Consider the following 22,752-nt stretch of genomic DNA (forward strand, 5'->3'; position numbering starts at 1 on the left):
TTTTCTTTGATGCGGACCCCCAGCCGAGCCGGCCGGTATGATCCGGTGCGTTCATGGACGTGGCAGGGGCGCACAGGGGAGGCGAAGGAGCGCGCGGTATGGGCGACGCGATCAGCGAAGGGGTCGGTTCCGGCGGGGGCTCGAACGGGTCCGGCGCGGTCGCGCAGGTCCGCGGCGTGCACGACCGGCTCAAGGAGCAGATCCACAAGGTCATCGTCGGTCAGGACGAGGTCGTCGACCAGATCCTGCTGGCGATGTTCTGCCGCGGCCACACGCTGGTCGAAGGCGTGCCGGGGCTCGCCAAGACGCTGCTGATCTCGACGATCGCCCGGACGCTGAGCCTGGGCTTCAGCCGCATCCAGTTCACGCCGGACCTGATGCCCAGCGACATCACGGGCACCGAGGTGATCGAAGAGGACAAGAGCACGGGCACGCGCGAACTTCGGTTCGTGAAGGGCCCTATCTTCGCGAACGTCATCCTCGCCGACGAGATCAACCGCACGCCCCCCAAGACGCAGGCGGCGCTGCTGGAGGCGATGCAGGAGCGGCAGGTGACGGTGGGCGGGACCCAGCACAAGCTCCCGGAGCCGTTCTTCGTGCTCGCGACGCAGAACCCCATCGAGCAGGAGGGGACCTACCCGCTGCCCGAGGCCCAGTTGGACCGGTTCATGTTCCAGGTCCGCATCGGCTACCCCAACGCCGTCGAGGAGGCGGAGATCGTGCGGCGCTCGACCAGCGGCGCCCGCGGCACGCCGGAGGCGGTCCTCAACGCCCAGGACATCGCTCGGACGCAGGAACTGGTCCGCGCGACGCCCGTGCCGGACTACGTGATCCGTTACGCCCTCCGGCTGGTCCGCGCCACCAGGGTGGGCGAGCCGATGGAGGGCGGGGTCGCCCGTCCCAAGCTGGTCAAGGACTACGTGGGCTGGGGCGCCGGGCCGCGCGCCAGCGAGTACCTCGTGCTCGCGGCGAAGGCCAGGGCCCTGCTGGAATCCAGCCGCAACGGACAATCCGGTCCGGGTGTTGTGGTGACCCCGGAGCACGTGCAGTCGATCGCGAAGCCCGTGCTGAGGCACCGCGTCCTGACCAACTTCAATGCCGAGGCGGACCAGGTGACGACCGACATGATCATCGATGCGATGATCAAGGAAGTGCCGATCGAGGGCGCCACTGCGGAGGAGAAGCGGCAGATGGGGGCGGTGATGCGGTGAGTGCGCCGTCCGGGGGGCGGGAAACTCTGCAACAGGCCATAGATGAGACATTGTCTCATTCGATCAAGCATTCTGTAGGGGTGTAGCGTTCGATCATGACCGACACCGCCCTGGCGACGGCGGACGACGAACCGGCGGGCCTCGCCGGCCGGCTCTTCTCACCCCGGGGAGAGTTGGTGTCGTCCCTCGCCGCCGGGGCATTGCTCCTGACCTCGTGGCTGCTCAAGGCGGTCGGCGCGGGCGAGATCGCGGCCGTGCTGGTCTGGGCGAGCCTCGCGATCGGCATGGTCCACGGGGTCCGGGCGGCGTGGGATTCCCTCCGCGGCGGGGCGTTCGACATCGACTGCCTGATGGTCATCGGCGCCGCGCTGGCCGCGTACATCGGTGCTCCCGCCGAGGGGGCGCTGCTGCTGTTCCTGTTCGTGCTCGCGGGCGCCCTTGAGGGGCTCGCGATGGCCCGCACCAAGCGGGCGGTCGAGGCCCTTCACAAGCTCATGCCGACCGAGGCGGTGCGTTGGAGCGATTCCACGAACCAGTGGGAGAGCGCTCCCCCCGAGGCCCTTGCCGCGGGCGACCGGATCAAGATCATGCCGGGCGAACTGGTGCCCGCCGACGCCTCGGTGCTCGCCGGTGATTCCGCGATGGACCAGGCGAGCCTTACGGGGGAGAGCATGCCGCGGAACGTCGGTGTGGGCGACGACCTGTACGCCGGCACCGTCAACGTGGGGAACTCGCTCGAAGCGCGGGTGACTCGCCCGGCGAGCGAGTCGAGCCTCCAGCGCGTGCTCAACCTCGTGCTCCAGGCCCAGCAGCAGCGGGAGCCCGTGCAGCGGCTGATCGACCGCGTGAGCCAGCCGTACGCCATCGGCGTGATGGTCGCGAGCGCGGCGGTGCTGCTGGTGTGGTGGCAGGTGTTCAAGGTGCCGCTGGTCGTCCAGGAATCAGGAGGGGTCGGTGGCTCGCTGTACACCGCGATTACGCTGCTGGTGGTGATGTCGCCGTGCGCGGTGATCATCGCAACACCGACGGCGACCCTCGCGGCGATCGCGCGGGCCGCCCGGGGCGGCGTGCTGTTCAAGGGCGGACAGGCGATCGAGCGGCTGGCGCGGATGCGGGCGCTGGCGATGGACAAGACCGGTACGCTGACCGTCGGGCACGCCGAGGTGCACGAAATGAAGGGCATCGGGTGGTCCGACACCGAGCGACTGCTGGCCGTCGCGGCGGGGCTGGAGCAGGACTCGACGCACCCGATCGCCGCGGCGATCCGGGCGGCCGCTGCCGCGCGCGGAATCAAGCCGATGCGAGCGACGCGGACGACCTTCGAGCCGGGGCGCGGCGTCAGCGGGGTCTTCGACGGTCACCCGGCGCGATTGGGGACGATCGAGCACACGCAGAAACTCGTGCCCGTCTGCCTCCGGGCGAAGCTGAAGGAGTTCAGCGAGGCCGCGAGGGGCCGCGGCCACATCGCGACGATCATCGCCTGGAACGGCCAGGCCGGGGTCGTGGTCATCCACGATGAGCTCAGGCCGGGGGCGGACCAGGTCGTGGGTCGGCTGCACGCAATGGGGATCGGGCCGGTGGTCATGCTCACCGGCGACAACGCACGGACCGCGGAGAACCTGGCGAAGGCGGTCGGTATCGATCGCTGGCGGGCCGAACTGATGCCCGACGGAAAGGTCGAGCAGATCAGGGCCCTCAAGGCCGAGGTACGCTCGGTCGGATCGGGCCGCGGCGGGGTTGGGCTCGTCGGCGACGGGGTCAACGACGCTCCCGCCCTCGCGGCCGCGGATGTGTCGCTGGCGGTGGGGTCGATCGGGTCCGATGCGGCGCTCGAGTCCGCGGACGTCGTGCTGATGGGGGACGACCTGGCAGCCCTGCCGTGGGCAGTCGACATCGCCCGCCGGGCCCGCCGGACCATTGCCGCAAACCTGACGTTCGCCCTCGTCGCGATCTGCGCGATGGCGGTTGCTACTCTGGTTGGGTCCAGACTAGGGTTTGCCCTACCCCTGTGGATGGGTGTAATCGGGCACGAGGGCGGGACGCTGCTGGTGGTGGCGAACTCGCTCCTGCTCCTTACGGTTCCGAAGATGATCCCGTCAGAAAAGCGACCAGTCAGCCTCAATTCTCATGCCGTCGATCCGGCCCATGGGGGCGAAGCCACGCCGGCCGGAGGGGCGCTGCAACCGGTTACGTCGCTAAAGTAGTCCGCCGTCCTTGCCGGCCACCTGTTTAGGGAGTCCATGAATGTTCTCTCAGACGACCGAGTACGCCCTTCGGGCGATGGCGTGGCTGGCCCTGAGTCCCGGGCAGTTGGTCTCCACCACGGCCCTTGCCCAGGCGACCAAGGTTCCCGAGCACTACCTCGCCAAGGTGCTCCAGCAGTTGGCCGCGGCGGGGCTGGTGCGGGGGCGCCGGGGCGTCGGGGGTGGGTATCAACTGTCGCGCCCGGCGTCGCAGATCACGATGACCGAGGTCGTGCGCTCCACCGGCCGCATCGAGCGGATCACGGTGTGCCCGCTCGGGCTCTCCTCGCACGGGACGAACCTGTGCCCGCTGCACCGCATGCTCGACTCGGTCGCGAAGGACGCCCTCGCGATGCTCGACGGCAAGACTCTCGCCGACCTGATCGACCAGCCGGGGATGAGCACGCCGCTCTGCGATGAGAGAGTGCGACCGGTGACCCTCAGCCTCTCCGCGAACGGGGCCTGAGAAGGCTCCGTGCGGGCTAGCATCGTCGCGATGTCATCCACACCGGAATCAGGGCCCGCCGCCGCGGGGATCCACGAGCTCGAGCAGCAGCGCCGGAAGAACCGGGACGAAGCCGCTCGCCTTGGGTTCCCGCCCTACGGGAAGCGCACCGACGGTCTCGACACCCTTGCGGCGGCCAAGGGCAAGTACGACGAAGCAGCGGACAAGGCGTTCGCCGCCGCGGGCAAGGAACCCCCGGCCGGATTCACGGATCCGCGTCCGGCCGCGGCGATCGCCGGGCGGATCGTGCTCCGGCGCGACGGCGGCAAGCTGCTCTGGCTGACCCTGCGGGACGAGACCGGCGACATGCAGGCGGCGGTGAGCGAGCGGGACTGCGACACGCGATCCTTCGCCCTGGCCAAGTCGCTGGACCTGGGGGACGTGATCGTGGTGCGGGGTCGGATGATGAAGACGCGGACCGGCGAGATCACCTGCTGGGCCGGGCTGGGCGCGGCGGGGCAGGAGCCGGCGGTCGAACTCGCGAGCAAGTGCCTCACGCCCCCGCCGGAGAAGCACGCCGGGCTCGCGGATGTGGAGCTGCGGTACCGGCGACGGTACGTGGACATGTGGGCGACGCCCGAGACCGTGCGGGTGTTCCAGATGCGGTCACGCATCGTCTCGCGGATCCGGAGGCACCTGGACGAGCGGGGGTACCTCGAGGTCGAGACGCCGATGCTCCAGCAACTGGCCGGCGGCGCCGCGGCGCGGCCGTTCAAGACGCACATGAACGCGCTGGACATCGAGCTGTTCCTGCGGATCGCGCCGGAGCTGTACCTCAAGCGGCTGCTCGTGGGCGGCATGCCCAGGGTGTACGAGATCAACCGGAACTTCCGCAACGAGGGGGTGGACAAGAGCCACAACCCCGAGTTCACGATGCTCGAGGTGTACCACGCGTTCGGCGATGTCGAGACGATGATGGAGCTGATCGAGGGCACCATCCGCTCCTGCGCGATGATGGTGAAGATGGCGAGCGAGGACGCGTCGGGCGCCGTCGGCGACGAGGACGCGGTCCCCAGCGACCTTGTGCTCCCCTTCGGCGACGTGATGATTGACTACGGCAAGCCGTTTCTTCGGGTCGCCTACTCGGATCTGTTCCAACGGGCACTTGGATTCCCGATCTCCGATGGCGCCCGGGCTCGCGAAGAGGCCAGGAAGCGGGGGCTCAAGGTCACCGGCGAAAAGGGCGAGCCGCTCGCGGATGTCCTGGTCGTCAACGAGTTGTTCGAGGAAGTCGCCGAGCCGACCCTCGACATCACCCGCCCGACGTTCATCACGCGGTACCCGTCCGCGATCAGCCCGCTCACCCGGCCCAACCCGGAGCACCCGGAGCTCGCGGACCGGTCGGACCTGTTCATCGGCCACATGGAGGTGGCCCCCCTCTACACCGAGTTGAACGACCCCGACGTGCAAGCGGCGAAGTTCCGCGAGCAGCTGGCCGGGTTGGACGACGAGGAGAGCACCTTCCGCACGTTCGATCAGGACTTCATCGATGCGCTGAAGGTGGGGATGCCGCCGGCGGGCGGGCTTGGGCTGGGCATCGACCGGCTGGTGATGCTGCTGACCAACCAGCGGACGATCCGCGATGTCGTGCTCTTCCCGATGATGCGGCCGGAATAGCCGGCGCCGCGCGGGTTTACGGCTTCGCCGCACCCTCGGGCGCCATGGCGCCAAGCACCGCACCGAGCTGTTCGGGAGTCAGGTCGGTCAGGCAGATGTCGATCGCCAGTCGCGAAGCGGCCGGGGCATCCCCCGCCGCGTTGGCCTTGGCCAGGGCCTGGAGCTTGGGCTTGATCGCGGCGCGCTGGTCGGCCGACAGGCCGGCGCTGTCCAGCAGGGGCGCGAGCTGCGCGGCCGCCGCGGCGGCCTGGCGCACCAGCGAGCGGTCCGCATCGCCGCTGAGGTCCACAAAGGCCCTCCGCAGCGAGAGAGAGATCGTCTTCTGCACATCGTTCCCGGACTGCTTGGTGAGGTTCTCGGTGGACGCGGTCGAATACTCGCGCAGCACCAGTTCGGCCTGCTGCCGCTGGCGGGCCGTGATGGTGTTGGTGGTCATGAGGCGATCAAGCAGGACGCCCGGCCGCAGGGGCTTAAGGCTCTTGGCGAGTTCCTGCAGCTGGGCCAGGTCGGCGCTCGGGCTGTCGCCGCTCAGCGCCTCGCGGGCCCGGTGGATCTCCAGGGCCAAGGCGAGGTTGTCGCGCACGCGCTGGTCCATCTCCGCGTCGTGGATCGAGACCTGCTTCCGGATGTTGGCCCTGGTCTGGTCGTCGAGGTCCAGGGCGAGCACCGCGGCGAGTTCAACGCTGCCCTCGATGGGGATCAGGTTGCCGCCGGCATCGCGCTTCACGAGCGAGGGAAGCGGCGCATCGGGCGCCGGATCCGGGCGAGGCGGCGGCTGGACGACCGGGTGCGACGCGGGCTCGGGGGCCTGATACGGAGGCGTCTTCTCCGCCGCGGGCGGCGCGGGCGGCACGATCTGGGCCGCGGCGACTGAACCGAGCAGGAGGGAAAGGCACGCGGCGGGGGCCAGTGGGTTACGCAGCATCGTGGGCTCCGGGCGGGTGAACGGCGATCGTAGGGTGGGGAGCCACGTGGGTGGAGTCAGCCAGGTGTGAGGCCGCACTCGGGGCAATTGGAACCGGTAGTCAGGCTGTATCGGGGGTACCCGCAGGCGAGGCACAGGTTCAGCTGGATCCGGTGGAGCCGACGCCGGTCCCGCACGTATCGCCACCAGACCCAGGTTGTCCTGGCCATGATGAGAGCGATGATGGCCCACAACTGAACGGCTACGACAAACGCACCAGGCGATTCGAACACGCCAAAATGCCACCATCGCTGGGGCCAGTCACCCTTTGTTGAATAGAACCCCCAGTGGGGCGACGGATGCTCCTGTGCAACCCACGATTGATATCGCAAGGAGATGGTGCCAGCGCAAGTGGTAAGAACCCCTTGGTGGTCCCCGATCACGATCCACCCCATCTCGCATCTCGACAGGCTGTCGACCCAGACCGCCACCAGGATGGCGGATAGGGCTAACCCTCCCCAGCGGGTGAAGACTCGACGTGGCAACGGCTGCTGCGCGGACACATCTCGCCCCAGGACTGATGATCAACGTCCGCGGATGCGTACCGCCAGTGCCTACTTGGATCCGCCGTGCGCGTGCGGCCCGCCGATCCGCTCGAGAATCTGCTTCTTCTGCGTCTCGTCGAGCTCGGCGTAAACCTTCCAGAAGACCTGGGCCCGCTCGTTGGGGGTGGCCTTGCCGAAGGACTTGTTGAACGAGTCCCCGACAATCTTGCGGACCTTGGACTCCTGGGCGGGAGTCAGCGAGAGCTGGGCGATCAGGGCGTCGAAGTCGCGGGACTGCTGGCCAATGGTCCGCTCGTAGGCGCTCTTGATCTCCTGCCCGGCGATCCGGGCGAACTCGGTGCGGGCCGAATCGCGGACGCCGGCCATGCGAGTCGCTCCCGGAGACTTGTCCTCGCGTTCGGAGGCGGGCTTGGCGAGGTCCTCGTCGACGACGGCCTTCCAGTACTCCTGCACCATCCGCTTGAGTTCCTTCCCCTCGTCGGGCGGGAGCGCGGCGATGAGTTCCTGGGCCAGCACACCGCGGTCGCGGAGCGGCTTGGCCTTCGCGGCGAGTTCTTGCACGAGGCGGGTCGCCTCGGCCTTGTCGCCAGCCTCACGAGCGTTGTGCAGCAGCGAGATGGTCTGCAGGTTCTCGGTGACGAGCTGGTCGAGCAGACGGGAGCGTTCCAGGAGGATGCGGTCCACGGCGGCGCGGCTGGCCGCGTCGAGCGGCATCACGCGGACGGCGGCCTCGGCGGGGTTCGTCTCCAGACGCACGACCTTGCCGGAGAAGTCCCGCTGCACCAGCGTCGGCGCGACCGCGGCCGCGGTGACGGCGGGGCCCTTGAGCGCGGAGCCGTCGGATGTCGGATCGGCCGGGGTCGAGGCGGGCTTGGCCGGCGCGGTCTTGCCCGTGGCCTTGCCGGGCTGGGCCAGCGCGGACGCGGCGGTGAGCGAGAGGCCGAGAACCGAGGCAGCGAGCAGACAGCGAATCATGTGGGTCCTCCGCGAGCGATCGGGACAACGAGCCGGGAACAGCGGACTCGGGGTCAACGAGGGTGGTCTATCGTCGGTGCACTATCGGCAGAACGCCAGCCCCCCGAGGCGGATTGCCCTCAACGGGACTGAGGGGCTATACGGGTTGCGCCGGGATCGGTTTCTGCACAACCCGCCCGCGGGCCTATAGGGTGGGCGACGGGCGGCGGGCTCGGGGCTCAGTTATCGGGCTTGGTTGGGGACTGGTTTGGGAGGCCGCGGATGAACTCGAAGGAACTCGCTGGGCGGATCGCCGAACTGGCCCTGTTGCGCGGGCAGTTCACCCTTCGGTCGGGAAAGACCAGCACGTATTACCTGGACAAGTACCTGTTCAGCACCCGCCCGGAGGTGCTCAAGGAACTCGGGCGGCTGTTCGCCGAGCGGATCCGCGAGATCGAGCGGTCGTCGGGGCAGCGGGTCGACCGCCTGGCCGGGGCGGAACTCGGGGGCATCCCCCTGGTGACCGCGGCGAGCCTGGAGACGGGGCTGCCGTGCATCTTCGTCCGCAACGCGAAGAAGGAGTACGGCACCGCGAAGCAGATGGAGGGGAAACTCGAGAAGGGCGAGACGGTGGTGTTCGTGGAGGATGTCGCGACCACCGGCGGGCAGGCGCTCGAGGCGGTCGGCGTGCTCAAGGATGCCGGCGCCCGGGTGCTGGCGGTGATCGCGACGATCGACCGTCTGGAGGGCGCGCGGGAGAACATCGAGAAGAGCGGGGCCCGGTTCGAGGCGCTCTTCACCACGCGAGATCTTGGCGTCGTCCAGTAGCGGTCACCCGAGCGACTTGAGCGTGCGGATCAACTGGATCCGCTGCGTCCGGTCCAGTTCCGCGGCGACCTGCAGGAAGAGCCAGCCGTAGAGCTTCTTGTCGGCGTTCTCGCCGTGCTCATCGACAAACTCTCCTACCAGGGTGCGGATCTTCGCCGCCTGGGATTCGGTGAGGTTCAGGTCCTTGGTCACGATCGTGTAGACGAGGTCCCCGGACTTGAGCATCCGCTCGAACGCGCGCCCGATCTCCTGCCCGAACGATTCGAGCTTCGCCGCGGCGACGGCCTCGAAGCGCGACTTCACCTTGCCATCGGGACCCGGCCGAGCCACGGCACTGGCGGCGACCGCGGCCCAGTAGTCGCGGAGGATGCCGTCGTACTCGGCCCGCTGATCGGGCGGGAGCGCCGCCCGGATCGCGGCTTGGAGCGAGCGTCCGCCGGTCGCCTCGCGGACGGGCCGCAGGCGGGCGTACGCCTCGGAGGCGAGATCGAGCTGGTCCAGTTTGTCGCCCGCGGCGCCGGCCGAGTTCAGGCGTGTGAGCAGGTCGATGTTGTCGGCGACGAACTCGTCAATCGCGGCCGCGCGCCGGTCGATGATGGCGCGGATGCTGGCGGCGGCTTCCTCATCGAGCGGCAGCAGCCTCGCCGCGGCGATCTCGGCGGGCATCTCCGGCGGCACGATGCGCCCGGCAAAGTCGTGGACGACGATGGTGGGGCGGGGAGCCGGGTCCTCGCTCGGCGTGGTCGACGGCCCGGCCAGCGGTGGAGGTGGGGCAACGACCAGTGCGAGTGTCAGGACGAACTGGAGCATGCAAGCGCTCCTTCAACGACGCGGCGTGCTACCGGAGCATGGTGAACGCGAACGCGGCGATCGCCACGACCGCGGCGACGATCACCCACACGGGCATCCGGGCGGCCGCGGGCGACATCGATTCGCCGCAGTGGTAGCAGATCTCCGCGTCGTCGTAGACCTCTTTCCTGCAGTGCGGGCAGGTGCGGGTGACGTCGGAGAACCTCGCGACATCATCCTCGGACGGGGCCTCGAGGTCGACATCGAGCGGCCCAAGGTCCTTGCCGCAGCACCCGCCGACAGGCCGCGCGGAGGCGCCGGCGCGAGCGGGCCCGCAGCAGCCCTTGCCGACGACGTCTCCGGTAGCGGGGGCGCGCCGCAGGGCGCGGGGGTCGTGTGAACGGGACTCGGGTGACGGGGCCATGGCCAAAGAGTACCCGGCCGTCGCCCGAGAGCGACCACTAACCTGATTTCGGCGTATCGGCACGCTGGCTGTGACGGACCTCAACACCCTCCGTTGACAGCCCCGAGCCAAACCTTGACGAACGCGGCGACATCGACTGGGGTCACGACGTGGTCGGCGTCGAAGTCTCCGCCGAGCGTGCCGGAGGCGACGGAAGCGGCCCACACCTGGATGAAGCGGGCGATGTCAGAAGCGTTCACCTCGCCGCTGTCGTCGAAGTCCGCCGGGCAGCGCGGGCAGCCGGTAAGCAGGGCGACATTCGACGAGGCAACGCCGCCGACCGTGGCGAAATAGCCGGCGACGTACAGGCGCGCCGGGCCATGCATCGACGCGGGCACGGAGACCGCCGAGCGGACCACGGGCCGACCGCTGGCGGCGGCGGTCATCGGCAGTTGCGTCCAGCCCGCGCCGTCGAACGCGGCGAGGCCCAAGAACGCGGACCCTGCTAGGAAGTCGCCTCCGACGATCAGGACCGGATGCGTCGGCCCGCCCGGCCCGTCCACATCGTGGACGGTCAACGAATACACCGACAACGGCGGTGAAACCGCGGCGGGCGCCTCCCACCGCGTGCCATTCCATCGGGCAAATGCCTGTGCCTCGGGCGAACCATCAATGCCGAACGTTCCGCCCGCGTAGAGCCGCGCCGGGTTCGGTCCTTCGCCATCGTCGTCATAGACCGCCAGGGCGCTGACGTTGCTGCCGGTCAGGCCGTCCATCGGTGACCACGCAACGCCGTCCCACGACGCAACGAGATTCGCCACGGTCCCGCCCGCCAGTTTGAAGCTTCCCCCGGCGATAAGCCGTGGGCCGCCGCCGGAGCCGTCGTCAAACACGACGACGGCTTCCACCGCCGTGGGACCGGGCGTACCGGATACGCCCGTCCCCAGCGGCCGCCACACCGCGCCGTCGTACGCCCCGATGCCGTTCAGGAGCGTCCCGCCGATGGTCGTGAACTGCCCCCCGACGACCAACTCGGGCCCCGGCCGCCCAGGCAGTGTGAGCGAAGCAATCGTGGCGACCGCACCGTTGGGAGCACCGCCGACCGCCGACCAGGATGTCCCATCAAGCCTTGAGAGCAGGTTTGAGCCCAGAAGACCTCCGCCGACGATGAGGCTGGCGCGCGGCTCGCCGGGGAAGGTGTGCGAGTGCAGGACCCTGGCATCAATCGGGCTTCCGGCTCCGGCAACGTACTCCCAGCGGTCCTCGTCGAGCCTGCTTACGGATCGCCGAGAAGTCGATGAGCCCACCGGGCATGTCAAATACACCGATCCACCGGGGTTCATCCCGTCGTCATGAAGTTCGATCCCGTACGCTTCTCGCAGCAGACCGGCGCCGAGAGCGACCAGTCTGGTTCCTCGGCGCAGGGCCACGTCGCCCGACATCACATTGCCGAAGATCCCAAATTTCCCGCCGATGACCAGTGCGGGCCCCTCGTCGTCCTCGATGGGCGCCATCACCCAGACCGCCACTTGGGAGTCTCCTCCCAATTCACCCGCGTACAGCGGGGCTCCGATCGCCGAATCCGCCCATTGCGTTCCGGTCCATTTGACCAGCCCCGGCCGAATCGCACCGCCCGCGACCAGGAAGTTCCCGCCAACGTACAACTGCGGCCCCGCGCCATCATCAACGACCGCGAGGGCGGTCACACTATGGTTCAAAGACACCCCGGCGCCAACGCCGACGCCGGTCCAGTTCGAACCGTCCCACCGCGCGACGCCCCGCGCCTCGACGCCGCCGACTTCGGTGAACTGACCGCCGACAAAGAGCCGCGGCGGATTGGGCCCCGCGCCATCTTCGTCAAACACCTCAACCGCGGTAATGGCGCTGTTGAAACCGCCTGGCGCCAGCGGGGTCCACACCCCGCCATCAAAACGGAACAGGCCGTCACCCACAGCCACGAGAGTCGGTCCTTCCGGGCCAGGGCCGTCGAGATCCAGCACCTTGAGAACACTCACCCAGCCGAAGGGGAACCCGGCGCTGGTCCAAACCTGGCCATCAAACTGGGCGACGCCGCCCAGCGAGGCACCGCCTTCCCCGGTATTCGACGAGGCACCGACATAGAGCCGCGGTCCATCGCCCGCATCAAACACGGCGGCGGAGTTGAATCCGGCATCGGTGCTAAGCCCCGCTCCCGGGATCTCCCACGAGTTGGAGATCGGATCGTGGCGCCGAACCCGGGATGTCGGGAACATGCCGACCGCGTACAGCCGCGGGAACCCCGTCGAGCCGTCGTCAAACGTGATCAGTTGAAAGATCTGCGTAACACCCGATCCGATCCGCGCCCATGACGAGCCCGTCCACTTCGCAGCGCTCTCGACCGGAACCCCACCCGCCTCGCGAAAGGCGCCGGCAACGACAACCGAGCGTCCGGCAGGCCCCTGCGGCCCATCCTCGTCGTACGCCACCGCCGTCTGCACTCCAATATACTGCGAGCCCGCAGTCCCCGGCCGCTGGAAGCCGTCGCTCCACCCCGGCGCACACGGCTGGGCTCCGGCTGCCGCCGCGGCCATCACAACAACCCCGGCGCCGAGGAGCGCCACCCGGCTCTGGAGCAAGACACAAGACTTTGCCGCGTCGAAGACCGACGCAAGTTCATTTCGTTGGAACAACATACGAATTCTCCTGCGGCTCGTGCCGCGATTGATTGGTTTATCTGCGGATCTGGCCGTCTCGGCTTAGCACCCACCCTGCACAGCCCCGAGCCAGACCTTGACGAACGCGGCGACATCGACTGGGGTCACGACTTGGTCGGCGTCGAAGTCTCCGCCGAGCGTGCCGGAGGCGACGGAAGCGGCCCACACCTGGATGAAGCGGGCGATGTCGGAGGTGTTCACCTCGCCGCTGTCATCAAAGTCCGCCGGGCACCGCGGGCAGCCGGTAAGCAAGGCCACATTCGACGAGGGGACGTTGTTGAGTGTTTCAAAGTGGCCCCCGACGAACAGTCGCGCCGGACCGTGCATCGAGGCGGGAATAGAGATCGACGCGTTGACCTTGGAGGAGGAGGTTGGGCCTGGAATGCCCGTGACCTGCGACCACTCCGACCCGTCGAACGCAGCGAGACCAAAGTAAGTCACCGAGCCAACACGAGAGAACCCGCCTCCCACGATCAGCAGCGGCCGTGCCGGGCCACCGGGGCCGTCGGGGTCATGAACAGTCATGGACGCCACGGTGTAATCCGGCAGCGCCGAGGCCGGGGGCTCCCACTGCACGCCGTTCCAGCGAGCGAAGTTGCGAGCCGAGGAACCCGGGATGTCGAACCGCCCCCCTGCGTACAGGCGCGGCGGGTTCGGGCCCTCGGCGTCGTCGTCAAAGACGATGAGATGAACCTCATCGGAAGTGAGAGTGGGGGAGAGCCCATCTCCCATGGCCGACCAGGAGGCGCCATCCCAGGCCGCAACCCGGCTCGCCGGCACGCCGCCGGCGCTGTCGAAGGTTCCCCCCACGATCAGCCGCGGCCCGGCGCCCGTCCCATCGTCAAACATGACCGCTGAAGTGACCTTCGAGAAGCCCGCCGTGTGGCCCACTCCCATCCCCAATGGCCGCCACACGGCTCCATCGAAGTAGGCGATTCGATTGAGAACCGTTTCGCCGATGTTCTGAAAGGCGCCGCCGGCGACAAGCACCGGGTGCGTCTGGCCCGGCAGCGTCAGCGATGACACCGTGCTGATGAGCCCGTCCGGATCCCCCCCGCCGAGCGAGGACCACGCCTGACCATTGTACTTCGCGATTCCCTTGATTGACTGATTACCGATTACCGTGAACTGTCCGCCCGCGACCAGGCTCGGCCGCGAATCACCGGGAAAAGTGTGAGAGGTCAATGCATTGACGGAGCCGGATTCCCTGGCGGAAACGTACTCCCATCCATCAGGCCGGTATCGGCAAACGGACATTGAAGTAATTGTGCCGTTCCTGGCGGAGACAGGTATGAGGCCGTAGATCGCGCCCCCCGGGGTCTGGCCATCATCGTGGAGCAACAGTCTCCACACATCACCGAGCGACCCGGCGCCAAGCGATCGCCATGTGGTGCCGCGTCGAAGCGCCACATCGCCCGACATGACGTTGCCGAAGAGGTTGAACTTGCCGCCGACAAGCAGGGCCGGGCCGTCCTCATCCTCGAGTGTCCTAAGAATAAAGACCGTTCCGCCGGTTGTTGCTGGGTTGATTGGGGGTAATACAAGGCCAGATCCGATCGCCGAATCCGCCCACGCCGAGCCGGTCCACTTGGCGAAGCAACTGCGGAAGAAACTACCGCCCGCGGTCCAAAAATCTCCGCCGACATAGAGCTGCGGACCGGCTCCGTCGTCGATCACAGACAAGGCGTACACACTGCCACCGGTCACCCCGGTGTCAAGCCCTGTCCAGTTCGTGCCGTCCCAGCGAGCGACACCGCGGATATCAACGCCCGACACGGTTGAGAAACTGCCCCCGACGAAGAGTCGTGGCGGATTGGGGCCATCTCCGTCCTCGTCAAAGACCGCAACACTCAAGATGCTCGAGTTGAATCCTCCTGTCGTCACCCTCACCCAAGCCCCATCGATGAGCCTGAAAACGCCGTCGTAACCGCAGGCTACAAGGTCAGGCGCCCCCGGCCCCGGGCCATCCAAGTCGATCACACTGAGGAGGGTGACCGGTCCAAACGGGAAGTCTGCACTCGTCCACGTCACGCCGTCGAACACGGCAATGGTCCCCAGCGACACTCCGCCCGAAATCTGATTGAAGCCGCTTGATAGGTACAGACGTGGGCCGGCGCCGTTGTCAGCGTCAAAGACCGCCGCGCAGTTCCAGTACCCGTGGTTCGTGATGTCAGCCCCGGCGGGGACCTCCCACGAGTTGGTGGCGGGCTCGAAACGACGGAAACGAGACGTGCTATTCCAGAAGTCTCCAATCATGTACAGCCGCGGGAATGGCGCCGAGCCATCGTTAAAGGTCAGCAGTTGCCAAGCGTGCTGTGGGCGGACGGCCGTGAAGTCAAGGGGCCCCAACGGGGCCCACGAGGAACCAGTCCATCTTGCTACATTCTGGACACGCTCACCACCCGCACTCTCAAACACACCCCCAATAACCAGCGCCGGTCTCGCGGGCCCCTGCGGTCCATCCTCGTCGTACATCACCGCCGTCTGCACTCCGGCATACGGATATCCAGATGTCCCCGGCTGCCGGAAACCGTCGCTCCACCCCGGCGCACACGGCTGGGCTCCGGCCACCGCCGCGGCGACCGCAACAACCCCGGCGCCGATGAGCGCCATCCGGCCTCGGCGCACACCGGAACTCACCACCTCAAGAACACGCCTCAGACCGACGCGATGGATTGGCACAGCCATATCTCCTGCGGCTCCAGCCGCGGTGGTGACGCGCAACTCGATGAGCCCCCGCGCTCGTGGCCACAGGCCACGCAAGGAACAGGACGATGTACACCCCTCGCGTGTGAGCGGGATTCGCCAATATCCGCGGCAATAGGGGCTTGCGCCCAAGCGGGGGCACCGCCCACCCACAACCCCAGCCCCCCCACCCCTACCCAAGCAACTATCAAAATCCTATCGACCAACCAATCACATTCTGTGCAATGGCTTGGTGCGCCACCTCTTACCTCCCATCCTCCGGGATCTTCACCAGCGGGCAGGGGATGTACCCCGACTTCCCATCGACCTTGCTCTTCTGCTTGTACGCCGCGCCGTTGAACAGGTGGTACGGGTGCAGTTTTCGAGCCTGGTGCAGCCGCGGGCTGCGCACGAGCGGCTCCTGCGGGTCAAAGTCGGTGTCGTCGAAGACACCGACCGTCACGCTCGACCGGTTGGGACCGTGGAAGTAAAACGCCATCTCGCCCTCCGACCGCAACTGCACGGCCGCCTGCTCCGCCGCCTTGCGGAAGTCGGCGAGGTCGTCGGCGCTGGGCCGCTGGGTGTCCGGTCTCCCGTAGTAGCCGATCTCCAGCGTGTACATCGCGGCGGCGCCGAGGCGCGCGCGCACCTTGCGGAGGTCCAGCTCGGGGATGCTCCCCGCCACCCCGCCCGCGGCGGGCGGCGCCAGGAACGCCCCCGCGTACGGCCGGCTGCCGTTCACCATGATCGCCTGCACCCGCTTCAACTCCGCCTGGGCCTCGTCCTTCCCGGGATCGTCGTACGACCCCAGAACCACCCAGGTCATCGCCCCGCGATCCTGTGTGTACGCCCCCTGCAACTGGCCCACTGTCCGGATCTGGCTCAGTGCCACGCGCGCCTGCTCCGCGCCGGTCAGCACCTTCTCGCCCGGCACGAGCGACGCGGCTTCGGGATCGTGGAACGAGGCGATGAAGATCACCCATCCCCCGGAGGCCGCCTGCGCCCCATCCTTCTTCACACCACCCCCGGGCGCCTCCGGCGAGCCGAACAGGCGCTTCCCTTCCTCTCGCAGGCGGCGGGGCGGTTCCGTTGCGGGCTGGTTCTGCGCCGGAGCGCTGGTCGACCACATCCCAGCCACCACCGCGAATGCCGTAACCACGTGCCGCATGCGCATATCCAATCTCCTGCATCCTCCCCATCTCGCCGCGCTCAACACCAGCACTGAGAACCAAGCGTATGAGCCCCGTCAACCGGGGAGTCGTGGTGCCACAAGTTAGTGTTCATAACACATTGCGATCACTGGACTTGGGGATATGGATCCGGGGCCGCAATCTGTAGAGTGTTTCCGCGACCGAGGTCGATACTTGGGGTGGCTCGTTCAGGCGTCGAGGGAAACGCCGCGGGCCCATGAACGGGGGTAGGCGATCTCGGGCCGCTGGCCTGGGCTCGCACCGGCCGAGGGAGTCTCGGCCGGCCAAACCGGCTCACGCCTGTCCACGGATGGACGGGCCAGGGCGAGGAGTACGGTGCGAGCATGAACGAGATCAGCAACCTCATCGGGCCCGGCAGCGGCTTTTCCACCAGCGATCGCCGCATCGTCGAGCGGGCCGGCGACGACCGCCCCGCCGCGCCACTGTCGCGCGCCCCGGACAGGGTCGAGATCTCCGAACAGGCAAGGGAGTCGGGCACCGTGATCATCAACTCCGACCGGCCGATCCGGCACGAACTGGTTGATCGCCTCCGCGGCGAAATCCGCGCGGGCACCTACGCCACCGAGGACAAGATCGACGCCGTCGTTGATCGGCTCACGCGCGCCGTCGACCTGCAGGCCTGACCCCTCCACAGGGGGCACCCCCCCTCTCCCCCCCAAGCACTACCGCGGTCGCTCCGGCACCTGGCCGGGCGGCTTGCCCATCGGCCCAGGCGCCGCCGCCTCGGGTTCGCCCGAGCGTGGCCGCGGGTCGATCTGGTCCGGCGCGGAATCTGCCGGCGCGCGCACAGGGCGCGCCACTGCGATCACCCCCGCCGCGAGCCCCTTGACCACCTCGGTGAACCGTTTGGCGTCGATCGTCTCGATGGTGTCCGTCGGCCCGTGGTAGTGCTTGGACCGGAAGTTCGCCGTGTCCGAGACGATCACCGCGGGGATCCCCATGGCCAGGAAACTCGCGTGGTCGGACCGCATGAAGTCCGGCACGGCCAGCGGCAGGATGTCGCCGGCGAACACCTTGACCCCCGGCCCCCCGCGTCGCATGGCCTTGATCAGCGGCTGGCTGAACCCCCGGTGCTGGATGATGCCGCCGACGGCGATGAAGTCCGCGGTCGTCGGCAGGTCCACGCTCACGGGGAGGGCCGGCCACTTCTGGCTGTTGGGCTCGTCGTTGAAGTACCCCAGCATGTCCAGGGAGAGCATGCCGACGACCTTGATCGTGCCGGCCTTGATCTCCGGCGCCAGGTCCGCCGCGTACCGGCCCGACCCGACCAGGCCGATGCCCAGCGGCTGGACCTCCTCAAGGTTGAAGAGACACAGGCGGACGGTCCGCTGCATGGGGACGTCCTTGAGCACGCGGGCCAGTTCCAGCACCGCGGCGACGCCGGTTCCGTTGTCGTCCGCCCCCGGCGCGATCGGCACGGCATCGAAGTGCGCGCCGACGATGATGATCTCCTTCGGCTTGGTCTGGCCGGGGATGTCGACGACGATGTTGTGCCAGACGGGCGAGGAGCCCGGTTCGCCGCGGCCCTCGAAGGCGCCGATCTCGTGCAGGGTCGGCTCGTAGCCGAGGGCCTTGAGCCGGTCCTGGAGCAGGGCCTCGGTCTTGACGAGGCCCTCGCGGTTCTCGTCGTCCCGCCATCCGGCGCGTTTGACGGGCAGGGCCTTGATGGTTTCGAGGAGCCGCTCCTGGCTGACCATCGCGGGGACCGCCGCGGGATCGGGGCCGGCGAGGAGGGTCAGGCACGCGGCGAGGTGGCAGGCGATCATGCCCGGAGCATACCGATGAACCGGGGCGGTGGTTGTCGGCGCGGCTAGCCGAGCACGATCTGGGTGCCGACGCCGGCGTCCGTGTAGATCTCCAGCAGCAGCGAGTGGGGGATGCGGCCGTCGATGATGTGGGCCTTGGGGACGCCCGCGGCGAGGGCGGTGAGGCAGGCATCGACCTTGGGGAGCATTCCCTCGCCGATGATCTTCCGGTCCACCAGCGAGTCGATCTCGGCCCGGGTGAGGGAGGAGACGTAGGAGTCCTGCGAGCCGGCGGGGTCGACGCGGATGCCGTGGGTGTCGGACATCATCACGAGCTTCTCGGCCTTGAGCGCGGCGGCGACGGTGCCCGCGGCGGTGTCGGCGTTGACATTGAGTTTCCAGACGCCGCCGCCGTCGCCCTCGCGCGGCGTGGCGCCGCCGGCCTCGGACATCGGTGTGTGGGAGATGGCGACCGGGGCGATGACGGGGATGTAGCCGTCCTCGCAGAGCGCCTCGAGCAGAACGGTGTTGACCTGCGTCACCTCGCCGACAAAGCCGATGTCGATCCCGGCCTTGTCGTGCGCATCGGGGAGGGTGAGGCGCTTGCCGAACATGACGCACGAGCCCATGGAGTGAAGGCCCATGGCGAAGGCGCCCGCGTCGGTGAGGTGGCGGACCAGGTCGGCGTTGATCTCCTGGCAGAGGACGCGCTCGGCGATCTCGAGGGTGCGGCGGTCGGTGTAGCGGCGGCCCTGGACGAAGCGGGCCTGGAGGCCGGCGGACTCCATCGCGGCGGTGATGGCCTTGCCGCCGCCGTGGACCAGCACGGGCCGCATGCCCACGGCGGACATGAAGGCGACGTCGCCGAGGAGGGAGCGGAGTTTGTCCTGGTCCTCCTGGACCGACCCGCCGACCTTGACGACGACGACGCGGTCCTTGAACCGCTGGATGTAGCGGTGGGCCTCGACGAGGGCGTTGGCTTTTTCGATGGCGACCGATTGCATGGGCGGAGTGTAGGGAGATAGGTAGGGTGATTGGCTGTGGGATAGCGGGGTGGCGGGTGCGGGTCTATGGGGCAAGCACAGACGGGAATGTCGCCGCAAAACGGCCTCGTTCAGGATGCCGGGCAAACAGGGCTCCAAAGACAGAGCCACCGGGGTCAGGCTAGAGCTAGGCGAGTAGAATGAAAACTAATGGAACACAACAGCAGCACTTTTGCGCAGATTGCGGCGCTAATCGGCCTCATTGGAGGCGTCATCGGGATAATCGGAGGTATCGCTGGGCCGTGGCTAGCCAATAGTGCCAATGCGCAAGCAAAGCGATCGGCCGATGCTGCAGAGCAAGCGAACAAAGACACCCAAAAAGGCCTCGCCGCGGCCGAAGTCGCAAACCGCCTCTTGCGGGAGCAGTTGCGGCTATCAATATCGGTGGACAATCCAAGCATCAGAATCACGGCAGAGGGAGGCTATGCAGATAGGCAAACAGCACTTCTCCACATCAACATCGTGAATACATGCGAGAAGTGCCTATACGTCGATAGAGTTGAGATTGTCAATAAAGACAGGACGGTGGCGTATGCTGCGCGGCCAGTGGGACCCGATGACTACCGATATCTTCCGACGCACGAGGACGTGCCAGTATCGACTCCGGTATATCCGGACCCCGACAAGCCTGTGCGGTACCTTGTGCGAGTCGACAAGAACAAGCTCCCGCAGGATGCCCCTGGGAGTCTCATAGCCTGCAACAGGATACGAGTGCAGCTGCTATCGGGAGAGGTGTTCTATGAGCCGCTCTTGGCCAACAGTTGGTTTAGGGACGTGTACTTCATGTACTTCCTAGACGAAGCAGGCAATCCGACCAATCGGGCTCCGTGACAAGCGGGGTGAATGGGTCGTCGTTGTTGGGGCAAGAGTTTGGGGCAGAAAAAAAGGTCGCGGCGGGATGGTGAATCCCGTCGGACCTCTTCCAGTGACTCATCGGGCGAGGGTGTCGACTTGCGTGGGGCAGCCAGTGAGGCGGGCCGGGGCTACTTCGCGTCGCAGCCGTAGAAGAAGCGAGCCTCGGAGATCTTGCCGTTCTTGACGCTGTAGAGGCACGTCTCGCTCATCGCCATGCGCTGCCCGGCCATGGGGCCGTCGCCGCAGGTGACGTCCATCTTCATCTCGACGGTGAACTGGTCGCCGTTGAAGAGGGGCTTGCCGCAGGAGGCGCTGTGGACGGTGTTGGTCTTGCCCCAGTGCTCGCTCATCTTGAGGAGCGCGGGCTTGCCCTCGGTGATGCGCTTGTAGGGGCTGCCGGGCATCTCCATCGCCTCGATGTGCTTCGCATCGTCGGCGTAGAGCTCCTGCATCGCCTCGTGGTACTTGCCGGAGTTGCAGAGTTCGTGGAGGCGATTCGCGACCTGCTGGGTGGCGGGGGAGGTGGGGAACGTTGGCGCGGATTGTGTGGATGTATTGCTCATGGCCCGAGTGTACGGGTCTGCTCCGAGGGGTCAACCATTAAGACTGGAGAAGAGAAAGAGCGGCAAAAACCGGCCCAAATGTGGGGAATTCCGGGGAGGCATGAAGATTGCTCTAATAAGCGAGGGGAGGACGGGCCACCGTGTCAGGGGGTCGGCGCATCGGCCCCTTTGAGCCCGGGCATCAGGCCGGCCTTCTTCATGGCCCGGAAGACGTCCGAGAGGCGGGTGAACGCCGCGAGGTTGCGCATCTGTTCGCCGTGGGGCCGGGCCGGGTAGCCGAACCAGGTTTCACCCGGGCCGATGTCGTTCATCACGCCGGAACCGGCGGCGACGGTGGCACGGGGTCCGATGGTGAGGTTGTCCGCGATGCCGACGCGTCCGGCGATGACGGCCCCGTCGCCGATAGTGACCGATCCGGCAATCCCCGAGTGGCCGCAGATGATGCAGGCCCGTCCGACGCGGCAGTTGTGGCCGATCTGGACGAGGTTGTCGATCTTGGTGCCGTCGCCGATGAGGGTGCTGCCGAACTTGCCGCGGTCGATGCTCGTGTTGGCCCCGATCTCGACGCCGTTGCCGACCTCGACCGAGCCGATGTGCGGGATCTTCACGAGGCCCTTGCCGTCGGGGGCGGGGAGGTAGCCGAAGCCGTCGGCTCCGATGGTCGTGCCCGGCCAGAGGATGCACATGGCTCCGACCGCGCAGCGGTCGAGCACGCGGACATGCGGGTGCAGGACGGTCCCGGGCCCGATCTTGACCGAAGCGCCGATGTAGACGCCGGCGTGGAGCACGGCGCCGTCGCCGATGACGCTCCCGGCGCCGATCACGCAGTTGGGCCCGATTGCGACGCCGGCGCCGAGTTTGGCCGTCGCGTCAACCAGGGCGGCCGGGTGCACCCCGGGCTCTGGGCGGGACTGGGGGGGCGCGAAGAGCTGCAGAACCCGGGTCATGGCCAGGTCGGCGTTGTCAACGACCAGCAGGGCGCGGGTGGAAGGATCGTGCTCGGGGACCTTGAGCGTGGAGGTGATCAACGCGGCGGCAGCCTTGGAGCCCCGCCAGCCCGCGGCGAAGGAGGCGCTGCGGATGAACGTCAGCGACTGCGGACCAGCACGGTCCATGGTCTCGAGGGAGGTAATTGGAAGATCATCGCGCCCGATCAATCGAGCGGAGAGCAAGGAAGCAATAGACCCGGTGGTGTTGGTCGGTGGCATGGAGGACGGGGAGAGGGCCTGGCGTTCAGGGCTTGGGCGCGGCGTTCGCACCGGCCTTACCGCCGGCGGCCTTCGCAGCAGCGTACTGGTTGTTCATCAGGACGAGCAGTTCGTCGGTGATGTCGTGGGCTGGGTCGATGTAGAGCATGCGCTTGAGCGAGATGATCCGGTTGATGTCGTCCGGCGGGATGTTCTCGGGGATGGTGACCTGCTCGTCGGAGGCCAGGACGATGGAGTAGCCGTTTTTCTTGGCGAGATCTTCGGCGCCTTTGTCGATGGAGGCGTACACCCCGCGGAGCATCTCGCCGGCCATCCGGGCGAGGTCGGTCCTCTGGTATTCCGTCTCGAACTTGAGCTCGACGCCCAGGCGGAGCATGCGCTCAAGGGCTGCGTAATACTGCGGTCCTCGCGGGAGTAGCCGTACGGCTTCTTCCTCGGCCTTGAGCTTCTTCTGGAGTTCGGTGACCTTCTTGCTCGCCGCGTCGCCCTTGGCCTGGATGTCGGCCTTGAGATCCTTCCACTCATCGAGAGAAACGAGGATCTTCTGAAGGTCGACGATGGCGATGACGGCTTGGGGGGGCGACAGGCGACCGGCGGTGAAGGCGAGTGATCCAGCCACGAGAACGACGGCGGCGAGGATCATGTGCATCGGTCGTGGGCTCTTCATCGTGATTCCTTTTTGATGACGGCTTCGGGGCAGAATAGTAGGGCCGCTGCGGAGGCTCCTGG

The 22,752-nt window shown here is 67.5% G+C and carries 19 protein-coding genes; 7 read left to right on the plus strand and 12 right to left on the minus strand.

Features of this window, described 5'->3' with window-relative positions; all coding sequences use genetic code 11:
• Nucleotides 1-98: 98 nt before the first annotated feature.
• From KF745_09570 to lysS, 4 genes are all read left to right on the plus strand, one after another.
• Entirely contained in the window at nt 99-1,211 is a 1,113-nt protein-coding gene (locus tag KF745_09570) for a MoxR family ATPase (protein MBX3358664.1), read from the plus strand.
• 95 nt (nt 1,212-1,306) lie between these two features.
• Nucleotides 1,307-3,415: a cation-translocating P-type ATPase gene (locus tag KF745_09575; GenBank protein ID MBX3358665.1), complete on the plus strand. Its 2,109-nt coding sequence runs from the start codon at nt 1,307-1,309 to the stop codon at nt 3,413-3,415.
• Between the two features lie 40 nt (nt 3,416-3,455).
• Entirely contained in the window at nt 3,456-3,920 is a 465-nt protein-coding gene (locus KF745_09580; GenBank protein MBX3358666.1) for an Rrf2 family transcriptional regulator, read from the plus strand.
• A gap of 30 nt (nt 3,921-3,950) precedes the next feature.
• Nucleotides 3,951-5,576 (plus strand): lysine--tRNA ligase, encoded by a 1,626-nt coding sequence (lysS, locus tag KF745_09585; GenBank protein MBX3358667.1) that lies wholly within the window; start codon nt 3,951-3,953, stop codon nt 5,574-5,576.
• A 16-nt stretch (nt 5,577-5,592) separates the two neighbouring features.
• Here lysS and KF745_09590 read toward each other — a convergent pair whose 3' ends face one another.
• Together KF745_09590 and KF745_09595 are read right to left on the minus strand one after the other, a co-directional pair.
• Complete coding sequence (locus KF745_09590; GenBank protein MBX3358668.1) at nt 5,593-6,501, minus strand: hypothetical protein; 909 nt, start codon at nt 6,499-6,501, stop codon at nt 5,593-5,595.
• Nucleotides 6,502-7,094: 593 nt separating this feature from the next.
• The gene (locus KF745_09595; GenBank protein MBX3358669.1) at nt 7,095-8,021 is read right to left on the minus strand and encodes a hypothetical protein; all 927 of its coding nucleotides are present in this window, start codon (nt 8,019-8,021) and stop codon (nt 7,095-7,097) included.
• Nucleotides 8,022-8,282: 261 nt separating this feature from the next.
• Here KF745_09595 and pyrE point away from each other — a divergent pair, with 261 nt between their 5' ends.
• Nucleotides 8,283-8,828, plus strand: coding sequence for an orotate phosphoribosyltransferase (pyrE, locus tag KF745_09600; GenBank protein ID MBX3358670.1), 546 nt, complete (start codon nt 8,283-8,285; stop codon nt 8,826-8,828).
• Between the two features lie 3 nt (nt 8,829-8,831).
• Here pyrE and KF745_09605 read toward each other — a convergent pair whose 3' ends face one another.
• From KF745_09605 to KF745_09625, 5 genes are all read right to left on the minus strand, one after another.
• Nucleotides 8,832-9,638: a hypothetical protein gene (locus KF745_09605; GenBank protein MBX3358671.1), complete on the minus strand. Its 807-nt coding sequence runs from the start codon at nt 9,636-9,638 to the stop codon at nt 8,832-8,834.
• 28 nt (nt 9,639-9,666) lie between these two features.
• Nucleotides 9,667-10,041, minus strand: a complete 375-nt coding sequence (locus tag KF745_09610) for a hypothetical protein (GenBank protein ID MBX3358672.1) — start codon at nt 10,039-10,041, stop codon at nt 9,667-9,669.
• An 80-nt stretch (nt 10,042-10,121) separates the two neighbouring features.
• Nucleotides 10,122-12,692 (minus strand): hypothetical protein, encoded by a 2,571-nt coding sequence (locus KF745_09615; GenBank protein MBX3358673.1) that lies wholly within the window; start codon nt 12,690-12,692, stop codon nt 10,122-10,124.
• Between the two features lie 63 nt (nt 12,693-12,755).
• Nucleotides 12,756-15,395 carry a hypothetical protein gene (locus tag KF745_09620; GenBank protein MBX3358674.1) on the minus strand — a complete coding sequence of 880 codons (2,640 nt, stop codon included), beginning with the start codon at nt 15,393-15,395 and terminating at the stop codon, nt 12,756-12,758.
• 268 nt (nt 15,396-15,663) lie between these two features.
• A complete protein-coding gene (locus KF745_09625) occupies nt 15,664-16,572 on the minus strand; it encodes an SPOR domain-containing protein (GenBank protein MBX3358675.1) in 909 nt (302 codons plus the stop codon).
• 360 nt (nt 16,573-16,932) lie between these two features.
• Here KF745_09625 and KF745_09630 point away from each other — a divergent pair, with 360 nt between their 5' ends.
• Nucleotides 16,933-17,232 carry a flagellar biosynthesis anti-sigma factor FlgM gene (locus KF745_09630; GenBank protein ID MBX3358676.1) on the plus strand — a complete coding sequence of 100 codons (300 nt, stop codon included), beginning with the start codon at nt 16,933-16,935 and terminating at the stop codon, nt 17,230-17,232.
• 39 nt (nt 17,233-17,271) lie between these two features.
• On the opposite strand, the gene KF745_09635 is transcribed toward KF745_09630, so the two are convergent.
• Both KF745_09635 and KF745_09640 read right to left on the minus strand, forming a co-directional pair.
• Complete coding sequence (locus KF745_09635) at nt 17,272-18,375, minus strand: M28 family peptidase (GenBank protein MBX3358677.1); 1,104 nt, start codon at nt 18,373-18,375, stop codon at nt 17,272-17,274.
• Between the two features lie 44 nt (nt 18,376-18,419).
• Nucleotides 18,420-19,358: a hypothetical protein gene (locus KF745_09640; protein MBX3358678.1), complete on the minus strand. Its 939-nt coding sequence runs from the start codon at nt 19,356-19,358 to the stop codon at nt 18,420-18,422.
• Between the two features lie 189 nt (nt 19,359-19,547).
• Between KF745_09640 and KF745_09645 the strand changes: the two genes are divergently transcribed.
• Nucleotides 19,548-20,228 (plus strand): hypothetical protein, encoded by a 681-nt coding sequence (locus tag KF745_09645; protein ID MBX3358679.1) that lies wholly within the window; start codon nt 19,548-19,550, stop codon nt 20,226-20,228.
• A 152-nt stretch (nt 20,229-20,380) separates the two neighbouring features.
• Here the strand turns inward: KF745_09645 and KF745_09650 are convergent, their stop codons facing one another.
• From KF745_09650 to KF745_09660, 3 genes are all read right to left on the minus strand, one after another.
• Nucleotides 20,381-20,815, minus strand: coding sequence for a nuclear transport factor 2 family protein (locus tag KF745_09650; GenBank protein MBX3358680.1), 435 nt, complete (start codon nt 20,813-20,815; stop codon nt 20,381-20,383).
• Nucleotides 20,816-20,958: 143 nt separating this feature from the next.
• Nucleotides 20,959-22,023, minus strand: a complete 1,065-nt coding sequence (gene lpxD / locus KF745_09655; protein MBX3358681.1) for a UDP-3-O-(3-hydroxymyristoyl)glucosamine N-acyltransferase — start codon at nt 22,021-22,023, stop codon at nt 20,959-20,961.
• Between the two features lie 25 nt (nt 22,024-22,048).
• Nucleotides 22,049-22,690, minus strand: coding sequence for an OmpH family outer membrane protein (locus KF745_09660; protein MBX3358682.1), 642 nt, complete (start codon nt 22,688-22,690; stop codon nt 22,049-22,051).
• Nucleotides 22,691-22,752 lie beyond the last annotated feature (62 nt).

The sequence above is a fragment of the Phycisphaeraceae bacterium genome, assembly GCA_019636655.1.
Classification (GTDB): Bacteria; Planctomycetota; Phycisphaerae; order Phycisphaerales; family UBA1924; genus JAHBXB01.